At 66.3% G+C, this 17,578-nt stretch carries 12 protein-coding genes and 1 riboswitch; of the genes, 1 reads left to right on the top strand and 11 read right to left on the bottom strand.

The window, feature by feature from the left end:
- Window positions 1–48: 48 nt before the first annotated feature.
- From QF038_RS08275 to QF038_RS08245, 7 genes are all read right to left on the bottom strand, one after another.
- Window positions 49–1,431, bottom strand: coding sequence for a glutamate-5-semialdehyde dehydrogenase (locus QF038_RS08275; protein WP_307609697.1), 1,383 nt, complete (start codon window positions 1,429–1,431; stop codon window positions 49–51).
- A gap of 26 nt (window positions 1,432–1,457) precedes the next feature.
- Complete coding sequence (gene proB / locus QF038_RS08270) at window positions 1,458–2,609, bottom strand: glutamate 5-kinase (protein WP_307609696.1); 1,152 nt, start codon at window positions 2,607–2,609, stop codon at window positions 1,458–1,460.
- Window positions 2,599–4,188, bottom strand: coding sequence for a GTPase ObgE (gene obgE / locus QF038_RS08265; RefSeq protein ID WP_091422879.1), 1,590 nt, complete (start codon window positions 4,186–4,188; stop codon window positions 2,599–2,601). The genes proB and obgE overlap by 11 nt, the downstream gene beginning before the upstream one ends.
- Before the next feature lie 116 nt (window positions 4,189–4,304).
- Window positions 4,305–4,568, bottom strand: coding sequence for a 50S ribosomal protein L27 (gene rpmA / locus QF038_RS08260; RefSeq protein WP_009372867.1), 264 nt, complete (start codon window positions 4,566–4,568; stop codon window positions 4,305–4,307).
- Window positions 4,569–4,627: 59 nt separating this feature from the next.
- Window positions 4,628–4,936: a 50S ribosomal protein L21 gene (gene rplU / locus QF038_RS08255; RefSeq protein WP_091422877.1), complete on the bottom strand. Its 309-nt coding sequence runs from the start codon at window positions 4,934–4,936 to the stop codon at window positions 4,628–4,630.
- 263 nt (window positions 4,937–5,199) lie between these two features.
- A complete protein-coding gene (locus QF038_RS08250; protein WP_307609695.1) occupies window positions 5,200–6,732 on the bottom strand; it encodes a bifunctional hydroxymethylpyrimidine kinase/phosphomethylpyrimidine kinase in 1,533 nt (510 codons plus the stop codon).
- A gap of 7 nt (window positions 6,733–6,739) precedes the next feature.
- A riboswitch (TPP riboswitch) is annotated at window positions 6,740–6,837 on the bottom strand.
- Between the two features lie 171 nt (window positions 6,838–7,008).
- Window positions 7,009–10,425, bottom strand: coding sequence for an Rne/Rng family ribonuclease (locus QF038_RS08245; RefSeq protein WP_307609694.1), 3,417 nt, complete (start codon window positions 10,423–10,425; stop codon window positions 7,009–7,011).
- 451 nt (window positions 10,426–10,876) lie between these two features.
- Here QF038_RS08245 and QF038_RS08240 point away from each other — a divergent pair, with 451 nt between their 5' ends.
- Window positions 10,877–11,560, top strand: coding sequence for a vitamin K epoxide reductase family protein (locus QF038_RS08240; protein ID WP_307609693.1), 684 nt, complete (start codon window positions 10,877–10,879; stop codon window positions 11,558–11,560).
- Window positions 11,561–11,632: 72 nt separating this feature from the next.
- Here QF038_RS08240 and ndk read toward each other — a convergent pair whose 3' ends face one another.
- Genes ndk through ileS form a run of 4 tightly spaced genes read right to left on the bottom strand, consistent with a single transcriptional unit; the run spans window position 11,633 to window position 17,269 of the window.
- Window positions 11,633–12,052 carry a nucleoside-diphosphate kinase gene (gene ndk, locus QF038_RS08235; protein WP_307609692.1) on the bottom strand — a complete coding sequence of 140 codons (420 nt, stop codon included), beginning with the start codon at window positions 12,050–12,052 and terminating at the stop codon, window positions 11,633–11,635.
- Window positions 12,053–12,106: 54 nt separating this feature from the next.
- Window positions 12,107–12,574 carry a DUF4233 domain-containing protein gene (locus QF038_RS08230; RefSeq protein WP_307609691.1) on the bottom strand — a complete coding sequence of 156 codons (468 nt, stop codon included), beginning with the start codon at window positions 12,572–12,574 and terminating at the stop codon, window positions 12,107–12,109.
- Between the two features lie 3 nt (window positions 12,575–12,577).
- Window positions 12,578–13,936 carry a folylpolyglutamate synthase/dihydrofolate synthase family protein gene (locus QF038_RS08225; RefSeq protein WP_307609690.1) on the bottom strand — a complete coding sequence of 453 codons (1,359 nt, stop codon included), beginning with the start codon at window positions 13,934–13,936 and terminating at the stop codon, window positions 12,578–12,580.
- A 3-nt stretch (window positions 13,937–13,939) separates the two neighbouring features.
- A complete protein-coding gene (ileS, locus tag QF038_RS08220) occupies window positions 13,940–17,269 on the bottom strand; it encodes an isoleucine--tRNA ligase (RefSeq protein ID WP_307609689.1) in 3,330 nt (1,109 codons plus the stop codon).
- Window positions 17,270–17,578: the final 309 nt, after the last annotated feature.

The raw sequence follows: 17,578 nt of genomic DNA, 5'->3' as shown, positions 1-17,578 counted from the left end.
AGCGGAAAGCTCCGCCGATTCTGACTTCTGGTCTATGTTACCGCGTAGCTACCCGCGGACCTGGCCCTCGCCCTGCACGATCCACTTGGTGGTGGTGAGCTCGGTCAGGCCCATGGGACCGCGCGCGTGCAGCTTCTGCGTGGAGATGCCCACCTCGGCACCCAGGCCCAGCTCCCCGCCGTCCGTGAACCGGGTGGAGGCGTTGACGATTACTGCAGCTGAATCCACCTCGGCGATGAAACGCTCGGCATTGGCCAGGTTGTTGGTGAGGATCGCCTCGGTGTGCCCCGTGGTCCAGGTCCGGATGTGCTGCACGGCCTCGTCCAGGCTGTCCACCATGGCAACGGCGAGATCGAGGTCCATGTATTCGGTGCCCCAGTCCTCGTCGGTGGCCGGTTCGGACTCGATTGAAGCGGGAAGGGCAGCCCGGATGCGTGCGTCAGCGTGCAGCCGGACACCTGCCTTGCTCAGGGCCGTGGCGACGGCGGGCAGCACCGTGGAGCCGGAGTGGACCAGGAGGGTCTCCACAGTGTTGCAGACGCTGGGACGCTGGGTCTTGGCGTTCAGGAGGATCTCCACTGCCATGTCCTCGCTGGCGGACTCGTCAATGAAGATGTGCACGTTCCCCTCTCCCGTCTCGATGACGGGGACGGCGGAATTAGTGACCACTGTCTGGATGAGGTCGCGCCCGCCGCGGGGAATCAGTACATCCACCCGGCCGCGTGCGCGCATGAGGACGTTGGCACCGGCGCGCCCGTACTGGTCAACAGTCTGCACGCCATCGGCGGGCAGGCCCACGGACTCCAATGCCTCGCGCAGTAGGCGGACCAGGACTTCGTTGGTTGCCTGTGCTGCGCTTCCGCCGCGCAGGATCACGGCGTTGCCGCTCTTGAGGGCGAGCCCTGCGATGTCCACTGTGACGTTGGGCCGTGCCTCGTAAATGGCGGCCACCACACCCATGGGTACGTTGACCTGCCGCAGGCGCAGCCCGTTGGGAAGGGTCTGGCCGCGGACCACGTTGCCCACGGGGTCAGGGAGGTTTGCCAGGTTTTCCAGGGCAGCGACCAGCCCGCCGATCCGGGCATCAGTCAGCGTGAGCCGGTCCAGCATGGCTGCGGAGGTGCCGTTAGCCTTGCCTGCAGCGACATCCTTGCTGTTGGCGGCGAGGATGGCCTCAGTGTTTTCCCGCAGTGCAGCCCCCACCGCACGAAGGGCGCGGTCTTTCCAAGCACGGTTGGCCATGGCCAGACGCCGTGCGGCATGACGGGAGCGGTCCGCGATGGCGTGGACCGCTGCTTCAACATCAACACTGCCGGACAGTGCAGGCTCCACCGGGACCTTTACTGCCGATGAGTCTGCCGGCTGCGCCGTGGAAGCGGCAGCGGTGTCTCCGGAGTTTTCAGCAGTGGTGTGGATCAGGGCCTCAGTCATGTTCCAAGTTTAGGCGAGCCTGGGGCTCAGACCAGCACCAGGTCGTCTACGTGAACAACTTCACGGTCGTAGCCGCTGCCGAGGGCCTCGCCAAGGTCCCGGGTGGAACGGCCCAGCATCTGCGGCAATTCAGCTGACGAGTAATTGACGAGCCCCCGCGCCACCACCGTGCCGTCGGCACTGGCGATCTCAACGGCGTCGCCCGCTTCAAAGTCGCCGTGCACGGCGGAGATGCCGGCCGGCAGCAGTGAGGTGCGGTGATGCCGCACGGCCTTCACGGCGCCGTCGTCCAGGACAAGGCGGCCCTGAACCGACGCCACATGCGCCAGCCAGAGCAGCCGGACAGGCTTTCGGGCGCCGTTGACGGTGAACCAGGTGCCCACGTCCTCGCCGTTCAGGGCGGCGGCCGCGTTGGGCGTTGAGGTGACCAGTGCGTGGATGCCGGAGCCGGCGGCCATGGTGGCTGCCTCGACCTTGGTCTGCATGCCGCCGGTGCCCACGCCGGCTTTGCCGGTTTTACCGATCGACACGCCCTCGAGGTCGTGCGGGCCCTCAACGAGGGGGATCCTTTTGGCACCGAGCGACGGCGGTCCGTCATACAGGGAGTCGACGTCGGACAGCAGCACCAGTGCATCCGCCCGGACCAGGTGTGCCACCAGTGCGGCCAGGCGGTCGTTGTCGCCGAAACGGATTTCATGGGTGGCCACGGTGTCGTTTTCGTTGACCACCGGGACCACGCCGAGGTTAAGCAGGCGGTCCAGGGCGCGGAAGGCGTTGGTGTGCTGGCTCCGGCGCATCAGGTCCTCGGCGGTGAGCAGCACCTGGCTGACGGTCACGCCGTGCGCGCCGAAGGCCTGGGTGTAGCGGGCCATCAGCAGCCCCTGGCCCACACTGGCCGCAGCCTGCTGGGTGGCGAGATCGCGCGGGCGCTTGGCCAGGCCCAGCGGGGCCAGGCCGGCGGCAATGGCGCCCGAGGAGACCAGGATGATCTCCGTGCCGGTGTTGCGCTTGGCGGCCAATGCATCAGCGAGGGCCGTCAGCGACTCCTCGGAGATGCCGCCCTTGATGCTGGTCAGGGAGGATGAACCCACCTTGACCACGATCCTGCCCGCGTTCGCGAGCACGCTCCTGTCCACAGACCGGGTGAGCGGATCCGCGGCTGCCGCCCTAGAACTCATCGTCCGCGTCCAGTCCACTCTCCTTGAGGGGCTTGGCAACCCGGCGGCTGCTGACAGACTCGGTCCAGATGCCGGCCTTGCGCTCCGCTTCCAGCTCGGCACGGGCGGCTGCCTTGGCGTCCTTGCGCTCCTGCTGCTCATCGCGCTTCTGGCTGCGGGTGGGTCGGTCGCCGATGTCCGCAAACCGGACGTCCGTGCCGCGTGGCGACGCGAGGAGCTCTGCACCCGCCATCATGGTGGGCTCCCAGTCGAAGACGACGCCGTCGTCCTCGCCGATGACCACCGTGTCGCCCGGTTTGGCACCCTGTTTGAACAGTTCCGTCTCCACACCGAGCTTGGCCAGGCGGTCCGCAAGGTAGCCGATGGCTTCCTCGTTGGTGAAGTCCGTCTGCTTGACCCAGCGCACGGGCTTCTCCCCCATGACGCGGAACAGCGGCTCGAGGCCTTTTTCCTCGCGGCGGATCTTGAACCCGGATTCGTTGACAGCGCGCGGCCTCAGCACGGCGGGCTGGACCTTGGGCGGAGCAGCAGCCACAGCATCGCGTGCGGCCTTGACGATCCCGGCCATGGCGAAGCCGAGCTGGCGCAGCCCCTCGTGGCTGGTGGCCGATACCTCAAACACCTGGTAGCCGCGGGATTCAAGTTCGGGGCGCACAAAGTCGGCCATGTCCTTGCCGTCCGGCAGGTCCACCTTGTTCAGTGCCACCAGGCGCGGGCGGTGGTTGAGCGGGACAACCTCTCCGTCCTGCCCGGCGTAGCTCATGTCCACGGCGTACTTTTCCAGTTCGGCCTCGATGATGGCCAAGTCGGAGAGGGGGTCGCGGTCCGATTCGAGGGTGCCGCAGTCCAGGACGTGGACCAGCGCCGCGCAGCGCTCCACGTGGCGCAGGAAGTGGTGGCCCAGTCCCCTGCCCTCGCTGGCGCCTTCGATCAGGCCGGGAACGTCGGCGATGGTGAAACGGACTTCACCGGCCTGCACAACGCCCAGGTTGGGGACAAGTGTGGTGAAGGGGTAGTCAGCGATCTTGGGGCGGGCGGCAGACATGGCAGCGATCAGGCTGGACTTTCCTGCGGACGGGAAGCCCACCAAGGCGATGTCGGCGATGGACTTCAGCTCAAGGACAACGTCCCTGGAATCGCCTTCGATGCCGAGCAACGCGAATCCGGGCGCCCGGCGCTTCTGCGAGGAGAGGGCAGCATTGCCCAGGCCGCCGATGCCGCCTGCTGCCGCCACAAACTCGGCACCTTCGCCCACGAGGTCCGCCAGTACGGTGCCGTCCTTGGACTTGACCACCGTGCCGTCCGGGACGGGGAGGATGAGCGTCTCGCCGTTCTTTCCGCCGCGCCAGTCGCCCATGCCCGGTCCGCCGTTGCTGGCGTGCCGGTGCGGTGCGTGGTGGTAGTCGAGGAGGGTGGTGGTCTGGTGGTCCACGCGCAGGATGACGTCGCCGCCGTTGCCGCCGTCGCCGCCGTCGGGACCGCCGAGCGGCTTGAACTTCTCGCGGTGCACGGAGACGCACCCGTTGCCGCCGTTACCGCCGGATACGTGCAGTACTACCCGGTCTACAAAGCTGGCCACGTGGATCTCCTCAGTGCTGTTTCCTGGACGCCGCGGGGCGCCAAGAAGATTGTAATGCGGTTAAAAGAACAGTGGAGCGGACCCTCAGGCCCGCTCCACCGCTTCAGAACTGGTTGTTACTCTGCAGCTGCAGCAGCAACGATGTTGACGACGCGACGACCGCGGCGGGTGCCGAATTCAACGGCGCCCGGGGTCAGGGCGAACAGGGTGTCGTCGCCGCCACGGCCAACGCCGGCGCCCGGGTGGAAGTGGGTGCCGCGCTGGCGGACGATGATCTCGCCGGCGGAAACAACCTGGCCGCCGAAGCGCTTTACGCCGAGGTACTGAGCGTTGGAATCACGACCGTTGCGAGTGGAGCTCGCGCCCTTTTTATGTGCCATTTGAAATGCCTGCCTCTAAATTCTGGGGATCTGCTGAAAAACCTGAACAGTAACGAAGGTTACTGGATACCAGTGATCTTGACCTTGGTCAGTTCCTGGCGGTGACCCTGGCGCTTCTTGTAACCGGTCTTGTTCTTGAACTTCTGGATCACAATCTTCGGACCACGGAGGTCGTTCAGGATCTCAGCTGTAACAGTTACCTTGGCCAGGTCAGCAGCGGCAGTGGTGATCTTGTCACCATCAACCAGGAGCAGCGCGGGCAGCTGAATGGTGCTGCCAGCCCCACCGGCGACGCGGTTCAGGGTAACGAAGTCTCCAACGGAAACCTTCTCTTGGCGGCCGCCTGCGCGGACAATCGCGTACACCACTTGGGAACTCACTTCTCTCGACGTTTATAACTAAATTTGCGTGCGGAACCGACTATCAAAAGCCTGGTTTCTCGCTGTGCCTCAACGCCGTGGGGTCGTAACCCAAGTGTTGGCGTAAGCACCGAAGATCTAGATTACGCTAATTTTGTCTTCGGCCGCAAATGAGGCTGGTTCCCGGCGGGTTGCTGTGATAGGTACCACAGTCCAGGTCCGGCGTCCGCACCCTGCCCCACCATAGTACCGGCCCGCACGCCGGCGGTTGTTCAGGCGTGCAGCCGCGGCGCGTCAAAGAAGTCCACTTCCAGCCGGCAGGACTGCTTGAACGCCGTGATCATCGCGTCCCTGTCCGCCGCCGAGGCCGTACGCCCTGCCTCATCCACGATGGCAATGGCCTGGCGGGTGGCGGCGGCGAAGCCCTCGTCAGCGTAGGTGCGCAGCCAGGCAGCGTACGGGTGCCCGGCAGGTTCGCCGGCGGCGAGGAACTGGGCGTGCAGGGTTGCACCCACCTCTGCGTACAGCCAGAAGCAGGGCAGGACCGCTGCGGCCAGCACTGCATAACTGCCCGACGCCGACGCGGCCGTCAGGTGGTCAACGTAAGACTTCGTCACCGGGCCAAGTTGCGGCCGGACGGCGCGGGTGCTCAGCCAGGAGCGGTGCAGCTCCGACTCGACCTCCAGGCACTGACTGGCAGACCCGGCCCAAAAGAGCTGTTCGGCCTCGGTGGGCGCCAAGGCACTCGCCCGGGCAAGCACCCGTGAATAGCCGTTCAGGTAGATGGCGTCCTGCGCAAGGTAGTACGCGAACTCCTGCTCCTGAAGGCTGCCGGAGACCAGGCCGCGGATGAAGTCCAGGGCGTAGATATCCTCCAGGTCCGGCTGGGCCTCGCTCCAGAGCCGGGCAGCGAAGCTGCCCTCGGAGGGAATGGGCGGCAGGTGGTGGAAGTGGTGCACCGGGCCGTTGCCGGTTCCCACCTCCAACGTTCCGGAGGCCTCGAGGGCGCCTGCCAGCCAGGGCTTGACTTCACGGAGCGACGCTTCCCAGTCCCCCACCCGCGCCTGGACAGTGGCCATCGCGGAGGACAGCGAACAGCCGGTGCCGTGGCTGTTCCGCGTTGCCACCCGTTCCCCGGGCAACACCACCACTTCGCCGGACAGCAGGCCCGCGGTGTTGACCAGGGCATCCGGGCACTCGTTGCCGTCCAGGTGGCCGCCCTTGACCAGCACGGTGGCCCCGGTAGCTGCGGAGAGGGCGCGTCCCTGTTCCAGGGCTCCGGCCCAGTCCTCCTGTACGTCGCCGCCTACCAGCATGGCGAGCTCAATGAGGTTGGGGGTGATGAGGTGGGCCAGCGGCAGGAGTCCGCGCAGCGCGGCTTCGGCGGACTCCTTCAGGAGCCGGTCGCCGCTGGTTGCCATCATCACGGGGTCCAGGACCACGACGGCGGGACGGACCCTGCGCAGCCAGTCCCCCACCGCTTCGATCACCTCGGCGCTGCCGAGCATTCCGATCTTGACCGCATCAATGCCGATGTCGTCGCTGACGGCGTCCAGCTGCGCGGCCAGGAAATCGGCCGGCGGCACGTGGACAGCCCGGACGCCATGGGTGTTTTGGGCGGTAAGGGCCGTGATGGCGGCCATTCCGTAGCCGCCGAATGCCGCAATGCTTTTGAGGTCGGCCTGAATGCCGGCACCGCCGGACGGATCAGAACCGGCAATGGACAGCACCCGGGGCACGGGACGGCCGGGCGGGGTGAGGGCGGGGAACGTTGACGATGCGGTTGATGGGGTGGCAGTGGGCATTGCAAGAGTCGCAGACAAGAGACATCCCTTCGCCGGTGCTAGCCGGACAGGTTCAACGGGTGTGGATCTCAGCCGGCTCTCTGCGCGGCACCCCGTGTCGGTTCCCCAGCCTAGCTTTTTTGACCGGTGAAGACAGAAGGTGACACATTGCGACCCGCACCGCGGCCCTTACGCCCTGGGCCTTGGAACCGTCCGGGCGCAGACACAGGAATGCCCGGCCGGCCACTGGTGTGGCTGGCCGGGCATTGCCTGCTGATCGTCAGCGTTGCTTGCTCCTTAGAGCTCCGAGGCCGGAACCCCTACGCCGAGGATGATGGGCGCTTCGGCTGCCTTGGTGGCCGGCTTTTCGGTGCCCGCCGGCTGGGGGGCCTTCGCCTCATGGGAATGGCCTGTGCCGCCCGCAGCCACGTTCTCATGCTGCTCCACGGTGGTTTCGTTCGCAGCACCCTGGGCACGGCTGGCGCTCCGGTGGCGCCGGGGCCGACGCTGCCGCGTCTGCTCGAGCGTGTGGTCGCTGTAGTCCTTCTCCGGCGCCTCGGCGCGCTGGGGAGCGGGCTGGGACTGCTGCGCCGGCGCCGCCTGCTCCGCCCGCGGGTTCTGCTCCTGCGCCTGCTCCGGTTCGGCCTGCTCCTGCCGCGCTTCCGTGTCCGGCTGCGCTTCCGGTTCCGTGGCCGGCTGGCCAAGGTGGGCGAACGCTTCGGCAAGCCGGTCCAGGGTCAGTGCCGGCCGAGGCTGCTGTTCCTCCGCGTGCTCCACAAACGGCAGCACGACCTTCTCGCCGCCGAAGGTCAGCACGGCAGCCGGACGGGTATCGGCGTCGCGCTTTTCAGCTGCCGGCGCGGGAGCGGGCTGCTCCCCGGCCGCCTGCTTGGCTGCCGCCACCTCGTCGTCGTGCAGGTGCGCTGCGTGGGCAGCGGCGGCGATGTTGGCCAGGGCCAGCCTGGTGGCTTCAGCCTTGGCGTGCCGTTCGGCGTCCGAGGGGTCGGGGTGCACGGTGTGGATCTGCACGGCAGCAGCCGGTGCTGCTTCGGGCTGCTGGCCGCCGCGGCCCCGGCGCCGCTTACGGTCCGGGCGGGCACCGGGCTGGTTGTTGTCCGGGCGCAGGCTGTCAGGGCGGTGACCTTCGTTGCGAGCTTCCGGTCGGCTGTCCGCACGCTGGACGTGGTGCTCGGCGGCCACGATGTTGGCGCGCCGGTGCTCCACGGGGTCGTCGTGGGTAACCACGCCGCGGCCTGCGCACGCTTCACACTGCTCGCCGAACACTTCGAGCAGCCCGGTGCCCATCCGCTTGCGGGTCATCTGGACCAGGCCCAGCGAGGTGACCTCAGCCACCTGGTGCTTGGTGCGGTCGCGTCCCAGGCATTCGACGAGCCGGCGCAGCACAAGGTCGCGGTTCGATTCGAGGACCATGTCGATGAAGTCGATGACGATGATGCCGCCGATATCGCGCAGCCGGAGCTGGCGGACCACTTCCTCGGCAGCCTCAAGGTTGTTTTTGGTCACCGTCTCTTCGAGGTTTCCGCCGCTGCCGGTGAACTTGCCGGTGTTGACGTCCACCACGGTCATGGCTTCGGTGCGGTCGATCACCAGCGAACCGCCGGAGGGCAGGAAGACCTTCCGCTCCAGCGCCTTGTGGATCTGCTCGTCGATGCGCCAGGCGGCGAAGATGTCCTGGTCCTTGGTCCATTTCTCCAGGCGGCCCACCAGGTCCGGAGCCACGTACGTGACGTAGGCCTCGATGGTGTCCCAGGCTTCCTCACCGGAGACGATGAGCTTGGAGAAGTCCTCGTTGAAGACGTCGCGGACCACCTTGATGGTGAGGTCCGGTTCGCCGTAGAGCAGCTCCGGGGCAAGGATCTTGGTGGACTTCGACTGGCTCTCGATGCCCTCCCACTGGGCGCGCAGCCGGTTGATGTCGTGCGTCAGCTCTTCCTCGGACGCGCCCTCTGCAGCGGTGCGGACAATGACGCCGGCCTGCTCGGGAAGGCGATCCTTCAGGATGCGCTTGAGGCGATTTCGTTCGACGTCGGGCAGCTTGCGGGAGATGCCGGTCATGGAACCGCCGGGCACGTATACCAGGTAGCGGCCGGGCAGCGAGATCTGGCTGGTCAGGCGGGCGCCCTTGTGGCCCACGGGGTCCTTGGTCACCTGGACCAGGACTGTGTCGCCGGACTTCAGGGCGTTTTCGATGCGGCGCTGCTTGCCCTCGAGGTTAACGGCTTCCCAGTTGACTTCACCGGCGTACAGGACGGCGTTGCGGCCACGTCCGATGTCCACGAAGGCAGCTTCCATGGACGGCAGCACGTTCTGGACCTTGCCCAGGTAGACGTTGCCGATCAGGGAGTCCTGCTGCGTCTTGGACACAAAATGCTCGGCCAGGACACCGTCTTCGAGGACGGCGATCTGGATTCTGTCGTCGCGCTGGCGGACGATCATTTGCCGGTCCACGGATTCGCGGCGGGCCAGGAACTCGGCTTCGGTGATAACGGTGCGGCGGCGGCCGGTATCGCGGGATTCGCGCCGGCGCTGCTTCTTCGCCTCCAGGCGGGTGGAACCCTTGACACTGGTGACCCGGTTGCTGACCGGCGCCTCGGTGACGGGGCGCGGTGCGCGCACACGGGTGACGGTGTTGGGCGGGTCGTCTTCCCCGCCGCCCGTCAGCTCAAGGTCCTGGTCACCGCGGCGGCGGCGGCGACGACGGCGGGAGGTGACACCGTCCTCCACCTGCCCTGCAGACTCCTCGTCGGCGTCGTCGGAGGCATCGGCGTCGGCCTCTTCGCTGCCTTCGAGATCAGCGTCTTCACCCTCGCCCGGACGGCCGCGGTTACGGCGGCCCCGACCCCGGCGCCTGCGGCGGCCGTTGGCGTCATCGGTGTCAGTGTCCTCGGCTTCGTCCTCGCCGGCTTCCGCGGCGGCGGCAGGTGCCGGACGCACGACGGTGCTCAGGTCCGGGGCCTGGAACAGCACAGAGGTGGGGGAAGCGGGTTCCAGGAACAGGGAGCCGAAGGGGCTGGCTGGAGCGGCGGATGCCTGCTCCTTAGCGGCTGTTTCGGTGGAAGCCCCTGCCGACGCCTGTGCAGGCGGCTGCGCGGCGGGAGTCTCTTCTGCGGGCTCTTCCGCGGGTGCTTCTTCCACTGCAGCCTTGCCGGTCTCATCGGCAGGCGGTACGGCGGCGGCTGGCCCGGCAGCAGTTTCCGCTGCTGCGGGTTCTGCGGCAGATTCGGTTGCGGCGGCGGGGGCAGCTTCTGCGGCAACCGGTGCGGAGGTCTTACGGGTGGCCACGCGGCGGCGCCGGACAGGCTTGGCCTCGGGCTCAACCTCCACCGCGGTTTCCGGGGTTGTTTCCCCTGCAGATTCCGGCAACTCGGGAGCTCCCGCTGCTGCCTGTGCGGCATCCGCGGCCGGGGCATCGGCCGGGAGTTGGGCGGTCTCAGTGGCTGCTTCCCCGGCAAAGGCAGGAAGCGGCTCAGCGACGTCCTCCTTCTTGCGGGAACGCGAGCGCCGGACGGGAGCTTTGGCCTCGGGAGCGGCCGCTTCCCCGGCACCGGGGGCAGGAATCAGGGGGTCATCGGCTGTGGGGGCCGCTTTCCGCCGGGTCCTGGTGGCTTTCTTCGGTGCGGCGTCGGCATCTGCGGCTACGGTCTCCGTGGCCGGTGCGTCTTCGTTAACGGCTGAAGCTTGTTCATTATCCATATGTGGCAACACTCCTGCCCCTGACGTACCGCCACATCCGGCACCCATTGGGGCACATATTGTCAAAACCCGCAGGCGTTGACAGAAGTCAAGTGGATACCTCCAGGTTCGCACCGGCAGTGGGGTGCGGCAGCCCGTGGAGGCCGGCGGGATGTTCTAAAAACCCGTTGTTCTACGTGCCACAACCAGGTGCCGCCCAATGGAGTCGCGGGAGCGCGCCGGTGGAACCGATGCCTGCCCTGCTCATCATTGGCGGTCTTGGGAACAAGCCACCGGACCGGAGTCCGAATGTGGTTCGGCTTCCAGCCACGTTCATTCTCTCATACCCGGGGTAAATCGCCGCGGAAGGTGGGCATGCGCCGTTGGCCCGAGCCCGGCGTCTGGACGTTCCGTCCAGCCTCCGGCGTTACAATCAGGGCAAGGAGCACCGGATGAAAAGGACGCCATACCCATGCCCAGTATCTCCCCCGTCAGCGGTTCCCCTGCCCCGGGACGGAGCCTGAACCAGGACAGGGACCCGGCTGCCCGGACAGCAGGAGCCGTTCCACCCATGACGCGGAACCGGCCCTTCGGCTGGCTGCTGGTGATCACGGGGGCCATCGGCTGGCTCGCCTCCGGGACCCTGGTCCTGGAAAAGCTCGAGGTCCTCAAGGACCCCAACCACGTCACCGTGTGCGATGTAAACCCGTGGATCTCCTGCGGCGAGGTGATGAAGACGTGGCAGAGTTCCCTCTTTGGCTTCCCCAATATGTTCATCGGCATCGTTGCGTTCGCCATCATCATCACGGTAGGCATGGCCCTCCTGGCCGGGGCAGCGTTCGCCCGCTGGTACTGGCTGGGGCTGCAGGCAGGTGTCACTCTGGGCTTCGCGTTCGTGGTGTGGCTGTGGTCCCAGGCCCTGTACGACATCCACGTCCTTTGCCCGTTCTGCATGATCGTGTGGGCCGCGATGATTCCATTGTTCGTCTGGACCACGGTCCGCAACATCGCCGCCGGTGTGATCCCGGTGCCTGCGAACGCAGCCCGCATCATCGGCGACTCCGGCTGGATCATCACCGTACTGCTCTACGTTGCCGTTATCGCCACCATCTTCTTCGCGTTCATCCAGGTCTTCGCAGGAACCTCCGGATTCTAAACCACCCCGCGAGATGACAGCTAAGGCCAATGTTCGCGAAGAACATTGGCCTTATCTGTCATCTCGGTGGGGTCAGCCCTGGAACCAGATCTTGATTTCGCGCTCGGCGGAGTCGGTGGAATCCGAGCCATGCACCAGGTTCTGCTGGACCTTCAGGCCCCAGTCACGGCCAAAGTCGCCGCGGATGGTGCCCGGAGCGGCGGTGGTGGGGTCCGTGGTGCCGGCCAGGGAGCGGAAGCCCTCAATGACGCGGTGGCCTTCGAAGATGGCCGCCACAACAGGGCCGCTGAGCATAAATTCCACCAGGGGCTCGTAGAAAGGCTTGCCCACGTGCTCCTCGTAGTGCTGTTCGAGCAGGTCGCGGGTGGCGTCCACCTTTTTCAGTTCAGCCAGGGTGTAGCCCTTGGCTTCGATCCGGGCCAGGATGGCGCCCGTAAGGTTGCGGGCGACGCCGTCGGGCTTGATCAGGACGAGGGTGCGCTCAATAGTCACAACTGCTCCAATGCGTTGGTATGGGTTTCGGGGACAAGTCTACGGGGACTGGCGTCAGGTGGCCTGGGGCTGCTGGTCCGGCCCGGCAGCCTGGTCCGGACGGGCTGCTTCCCACTCAGCCTGTTCCCGGGCACGCTGGCCGGCTTCCCGGTCCAGCCGGATGCCCGTGCGGATTCCATACCACCAGGCAAGGGCGAAGAGTGCTCCCACCAGGAACATGGCCGGCTCGAAGATGCCGGTGAGGATCAGGATGAGCTGCAGGATCCAGCCCAGTCCAACGCCCCACGCCTTGCTGAGGAAGGCGCATGCCACGATCATCACCACGCTCAGTCCGATGCCCACGCCCAGGATCAGCGCCGGCGGGAATTCCGCCCGGCGCAGGCCAAACACCGCCAGGGTGGCGAAAAACATCACAAATGCTTCCAGGAGCAGAACGGTGGAGGCGAACATCACCTTGGTGGAACGCCGCTTCTTGGGCATGCCCGGCCGCCACTCGCGCTGGGCCTTGGTCAGTTTGGCCATGCCCTACGCCTCCGTCTTCCCGAGCAGGATCCGGGCTTCGGCCACCAGCGTGATGGAACCGGTCACCAGCACTGCGCCGGAAAGGTCATCATTGGCTTCGGCGCGTTCCACAGCCCATTCCAGGGCGTCGTCGAGCTTCTCGGCGATGTGGACGTTGTCCTCGCCAAAGCCAAGGTCTATGGCCAGCTCGGCCAGTTCGGCAGCCGGGACGGCGCGCGGCGAGTTCGACTGGGTGAAGCAGTACTCCTCCGCCAGGCCGCCCAGGGATTCCTTAAGCTGGCGGAGTACTTCCTCCGCGTCCTTTTCCCTCAGGACCCCCACCACCGGAACCAGGCGGGTGAACGTAAAAGCCTCCTGCAGGGCTGCGGCGGATGCCTTGATGCCATCCGGGTTGTGGGCGGCGTCCACCACGATGGTGGGCGCCGTCCGGACCACTTCGAGCCGGCCCGGAGAGGTGGCCGCGGCGAACCCTTCCTGCAGCACGTCGAAGCCGAGTTCCTTCTCACCGCCGAAGAAGGCCTCCAGGGCTGCCACCGCTACGGCGGCGTTCTGTGCCTGGTGGGCTCCGTGCAGCGGCACCAGCAGGTCGGGGTAACGGCCCGCGATGCCCTGGATGGTGACCATCTGGCCGCCCACGGCCACGGTCCGGGATTCGACGCCGAACTCCACGCCTTCGAACTTGAAGGGAACGCCCACGTCCTTGGCTTTTTCGAGGAGGACCTGCGCCGCGTCCAGGGGTTGGGCGGCGCTGATGAGGTAGCCGCCGGGCTTGATGATCCCGGCCTTTTCATGGGCGATGTCTTCGGTGGTCTCACCCAGCAGGTCCGTGTGGTCCAGGGAGATGGGCGTGACCACGGAAACCTGCCCGTCTCCCACGTTGGTGGCATCCGTGATGCCGCCGAGTCCCACTTCGATGACCGCCACGTTGACGGGCTGGTCGGCGAAGATGGCGAAGCCGAGGATCGTGAGGCATTCGAAATACGTCAGCCGGGGCTGCCCTTCAGCCTCCAGTTCCGAGTCCACGATCTGCAGGTAGGGCCGGATCTCGTCCCAGATCCGGACGAAGGTCTCATCCGAAACCGGGTGGCCGTCGATGCTGATCCGTTCGGTGACCTTGGACAGGTGCGGGCTGGTGTAACGCCCGGTGCTCAGGCCGTGGGCCCGCAACACCGATTCGATCATGCGGGCCGTGGAGGTCTTGCCGTTGGTCCCGGTCACGTGGATGATCGGGTACGCCTTGTTGGGCTCGCCCAGCACATCCATGGCCCTGAACAGCGGGGCAAGCCGCGGCTCCATCTTGTTTTCCGGCGCCCGGCCCAGCAGCTCGGCGTAGACGCTCTCTACGGAAAATTCGTCAGTCATGGATCAGGCCTTTACTTTTTCGACGGCGACTACCGGTTCGGCGGCGTCCGATGGTTCTGCCGTGAGGTCCACGGTGAGGGTCTCGCCCTTTACCAGTTCAGCGTTGGCCAGCAGGGCGTCGACGACGTTCTGCCGGGCAGTCACGGAGGTCCGGATCCGGTCGCTGACGTTGAGTCCGGCGTCCTTGCGTGCCTGCTGGATGGACCTGACCATGTCCCGGGCCAGGCCTTCGGCCTCCAGCTCCGGGGTCACCTCGGTGTTGAGGACTACGAAGCCGCCACCGGGAAGGACGGCTACAGCCGAAGACGCAGCCGCGGACCCGCTGTCTGCCACTACGGTTTCGAGCGTATATTCCTGCGGTTCCAGTTCCAGGCCCCCGGCCGTGACAACGCCGGCATCGGAAACGGACCAGTCGCCGGACTTGGCGCCCTTGATGGCGGCCTGGACGTTCTTGCCCAGCCGCGGACCTGCGGCGCGTGCGTTGACCACGAGCTTCTGCTGGATCCCGAATTCCTCCGGGGAGGCCGTGGCGGCATCCAGGAGGCGGACAGAGCGGAGGTTGAGTTCGTCCGCGACGACGGCGGCGAAGCCGTCCAGCGCATCCGCGCCCGGTGCCACAACAGTCAGTTCCTGCAGCGGCAGGCGTACGCGCAGGTTTGCTGCCTTCCGGAGTGAGGAACCGGTGGAGCAGATCTGCTGGACTTTGTCCATGGCCTGCACCAGGTCCGGGTTGGCCGGGAACAGGTTGGCGTCCGGCCAGTCGGCCAGGTGCACCGAGCGGCCGCCGGTGAGTCCGCGCCAGATTTCCTCGGAGACCAGCGGCAGGAGCGAAGCCGCCACGCGGGTGACCGTCTCCAGGGCGGTGAACAGAGCGTCGAACGCGTCCTGGTCTTCGTCGAAGAAGCGCTGCCGGCTCCGGCGGACGTACCAGTTGGTGAGCATGTCCAGGTAGCTGCGCAGTTCGTCGCAGGCGCCGGAGATGTCGTAGGTGTCCAGCTGCTCCGTCATGTTCCGGACCAAGTCACCGGTGTTGGCCAGCAGGTACTGGTCCAGCGTGTCGGCATAGCCGTCGTAGCGCAGCTTCGCGTCATAGCCTGAACCGCCGTTGGCGGCGTTGGTGTAGAGCGTGAAGAAGCTGTACACGTTCCACAGAGGCAGGATGACTTGCCGGACGCCGTCGCGGATTCCCTGTTCGGTGACCACCAGGTTGCCGCCTCGGAGGATGGGGCTGGACATCAGGAACCAGCGCATGGCGTCCGAGCCGTCGCGGTCCAGGACCTCGGAGACATCCGGGTAGTTCCGCAGGCTCTTGGACATTTTCTGCCCGTCCGAGCCCAGCACAATGCCGTGGCTGATGACGTTGCGGAACGCCGGCCGGTCGAACAGCGCCGTGGACAGGATGTGCAGCATGTAGAACCAGCCGCGGGTCTGGCCGATGTACTCCACGATGAAGTCGGCGGGGTTGTGGGTATCGAACCAGGCCTCGTTCTGGAACGGGTAGTGCACCTGGCCGTACGGCATGGAGCCGGAGTCGAACCAGACATCCAGGACGTCCTCCACGCGGCGCATCACCGACTGGCCCTCTCCGGGGGTACGGGGATCGTCCGGGTTGGGCCTGGTCAGTTCGTCGATGAACGGGCGGTGCAGGTCCACCTGGCCGTCCTTGTTCAGCGGCAGCCTGCCGAAGTCCGCCTCGATCTCGGCGAGCGAGCCGTACACATCCGTGCGCGGGTATTCGGGGTCGCTGGACTGCCAGACGGGGATGGGGCTGCCCCAGTAGCGGTTGCGGCTGATGGACCAGTCACGGGCGTTTTCCAGCCACTTGCCGAACTGGCCGTCCTTGACGTTGCCCGGGATCCAGTTGATTTCCTGGTTCAGCTCGGACATCCGGTCCTTGAACTTGGTGACCTCCACATACCAGGAGGACACGGCGCGGTAGATCAGCGGGTTGCGGCAGCGCCAGCAGTGCGGGTAGCTGTGCTCGTAGCTGGCCTGGCGGACCAGGCGGCCCTGGGCGCGCAGCACCTGGGTGATGGGCTTGTTGGCCTCGAAGACCTGCAGGCCCACGATGTCGTGGAGGTCGCCGTGCTTGAACAGCGGCAGGAATTTCGCGCCCTCGTCCACCGAGAGGATCACCGGGATGCCGGCTTCCTCGCAGACCTTCTGGTCGTCTTCACCGTAGGCGGGAGCCTGGTGGACGATGCCGGTGCCGTCGGTGGTGGTGACGTAGTCGGCCACCAGGATCCGCCAGGCGTTCTCCATGCCGTATTTTTCGTTGTCGGCAAAGTCCTGCCACAGCGGCTGGTAGGCGAGGCCTTCCAGCTCAGCACCCGTGTGCGTGGAGACAACGGCGGCCTGCGCTGCCTCGAAGTCCTCGTATCCGAGGTCCTTCGCGTAGCTGGCCAGCAGGTCGGCGGCCAGCAGGAAGCTGCCGGTAACCGGAGCATCCGCGGAGGCGGCCTTGATGCCGTTGGGGCCGGCAGGCAGCACGGCGTAAGTGATGGAAGGTCCGACGGCGAGCGCGGCGTTCGTCGGCAGTGTCCAGGGGGTGGTGGTCCAGGCGAGGGCCTGGACACCGGCGAGCCGCCGGGACAGTTCCGACTCCCCGGCAAGCAGGGGGAAGGTCACCGTGACGGTCTGGTCCTGGCGGTTCTTGTAGACGTCGTCGTCCATGCGCAGCTCATGGTTGGACAGCGGGGTTTCGTCCTTCCAGCAGTAAGGCAGCACGCGGTAGCCGTTGTAGGTCAATCCCTTTTCGTGCAGCTGCTTGAAGGCCCAGAGGACCGACTCCATGTACTCGACGTTGAGGGTCTTGTAGTCGTTATCGAAGTCCACCCAGCGCGCCTGGCGGGTGACGTAACTGCGCCATTCGTCGGCGTACTTCATCACGGAGGCGCGGCAGGCGTCGTTGAACTTGTCGATGCCCATGGCTTCGATCTGGGTCTTGTCCGTCATGCCCAGCTGCTTCATGGCTTCGAGCTCTGCCGGCAGGCCATGGGTATCCCAGCCGAAGCGGCGCTCCACGCGCTTGCCGCGCTGGGTCTGGTAGCGGCCCACGAGGTCCTTGGCGTACCCGGTGAGCAGGTGGCCATAGTGCGGCAGGCCGTTGGCGAACGGCGGGCCGTCGTAGAAAACGAATTCGTTGCTGCCGGGCTCGCCGCCGGGGGCGTCCGCGCTGCGCTGGTCGATGCTGGCCTGAAAGGTGCCGTCCTGGTCCCAGTACTTGAGGATGCGCTCTTCGATTTCCGGGAACTTCACGGAAGCGGACACGCCAGCGTTGCGGCTGGAAGAGGTGCCATTGGCGGAGGCTGAGGCCTTGGGGTAATACGTCATTCTCGACATCCTGGGTTGAGCTTGGCGAACTGCCGGCTTGCGCCTTTCGTTCCGTTCAGGATGCGAGGACGGCTGCCGTGTTGTCCTTCCGGACTCCACGCCCACCGCGGTACCACCTCACTTACCGGCGCTGCCGGCTCCCTGGGGAACCGTCCTGCTCCGGCCGCTCATTGACTGCTGTGACGGGCTTACCCGTCCGGTTCTACTGACGCCGTCCGCAGGTATCGCGGTTGGTGCGTTCTTCCGGAAGCTCGCCGGTGATAGCCGGGTCGTAGCCGCTTCCGAGTCTACTATTTCCACGGCCGGGCC

It is taken from the genome of Pseudarthrobacter sp. W1I19 (genome assembly GCF_030817835.1).
In the GTDB taxonomy this organism is placed as follows: Bacteria; Actinomycetota; Actinomycetes; order Actinomycetales; family Micrococcaceae; genus Arthrobacter.
This window is presented reverse-complemented; position numbering and strand designations above follow the sequence as displayed.

Coding starts and splice junctions, on each gene's coding strand:
- QF038_RS08275 (WP_307609697.1), bottom strand. CDS start 1,431: ATGACTGAGGCCCTGATCCACACCACTGCTGAAAACTCCGGAGACACC.
- proB (WP_307609696.1), bottom strand. CDS start 2,609: ATGAGTTCTAGGGCGGCAGCCGCGGATCCGCTCACCCGGTCTGTGGAC.
- rpmA (WP_009372867.1), bottom strand. CDS start 4,568: ATGGCACATAAAAAGGGCGCGAGCTCCACTCGCAACGGTCGTGATTCC.
- QF038_RS08250 (WP_307609695.1), bottom strand. CDS start 6,732: ATGCCCACTGCCACCCCATCAACCGCATCGTCAACGTTCCCCGCCCTC.
- QF038_RS08245 (WP_307609694.1), bottom strand. CDS start 10,425: ATGGATAATGAACAAGCTTCAGCCGTTAACGAAGACGCACCGGCCACG.
- QF038_RS08240 (WP_307609693.1), top strand. CDS start 10,877: ATGCCCAGTATCTCCCCCGTCAGCGGTTCCCCTGCCCCGGGACGGAGC.
- QF038_RS08230 (WP_307609691.1), bottom strand. CDS start 12,574: ATGGCCAAACTGACCAAGGCCCAGCGCGAGTGGCGGCCGGGCATGCCC.
- QF038_RS08225 (WP_307609690.1), bottom strand. CDS start 13,936: ATGACTGACGAATTTTCCGTAGAGAGCGTCTACGCCGAGCTGCTGGGC.
- ileS (WP_307609689.1), bottom strand. CDS start 17,269: ATGACGTATTACCCCAAGGCCTCAGCCTCCGCCAATGGCACCTCTTCC.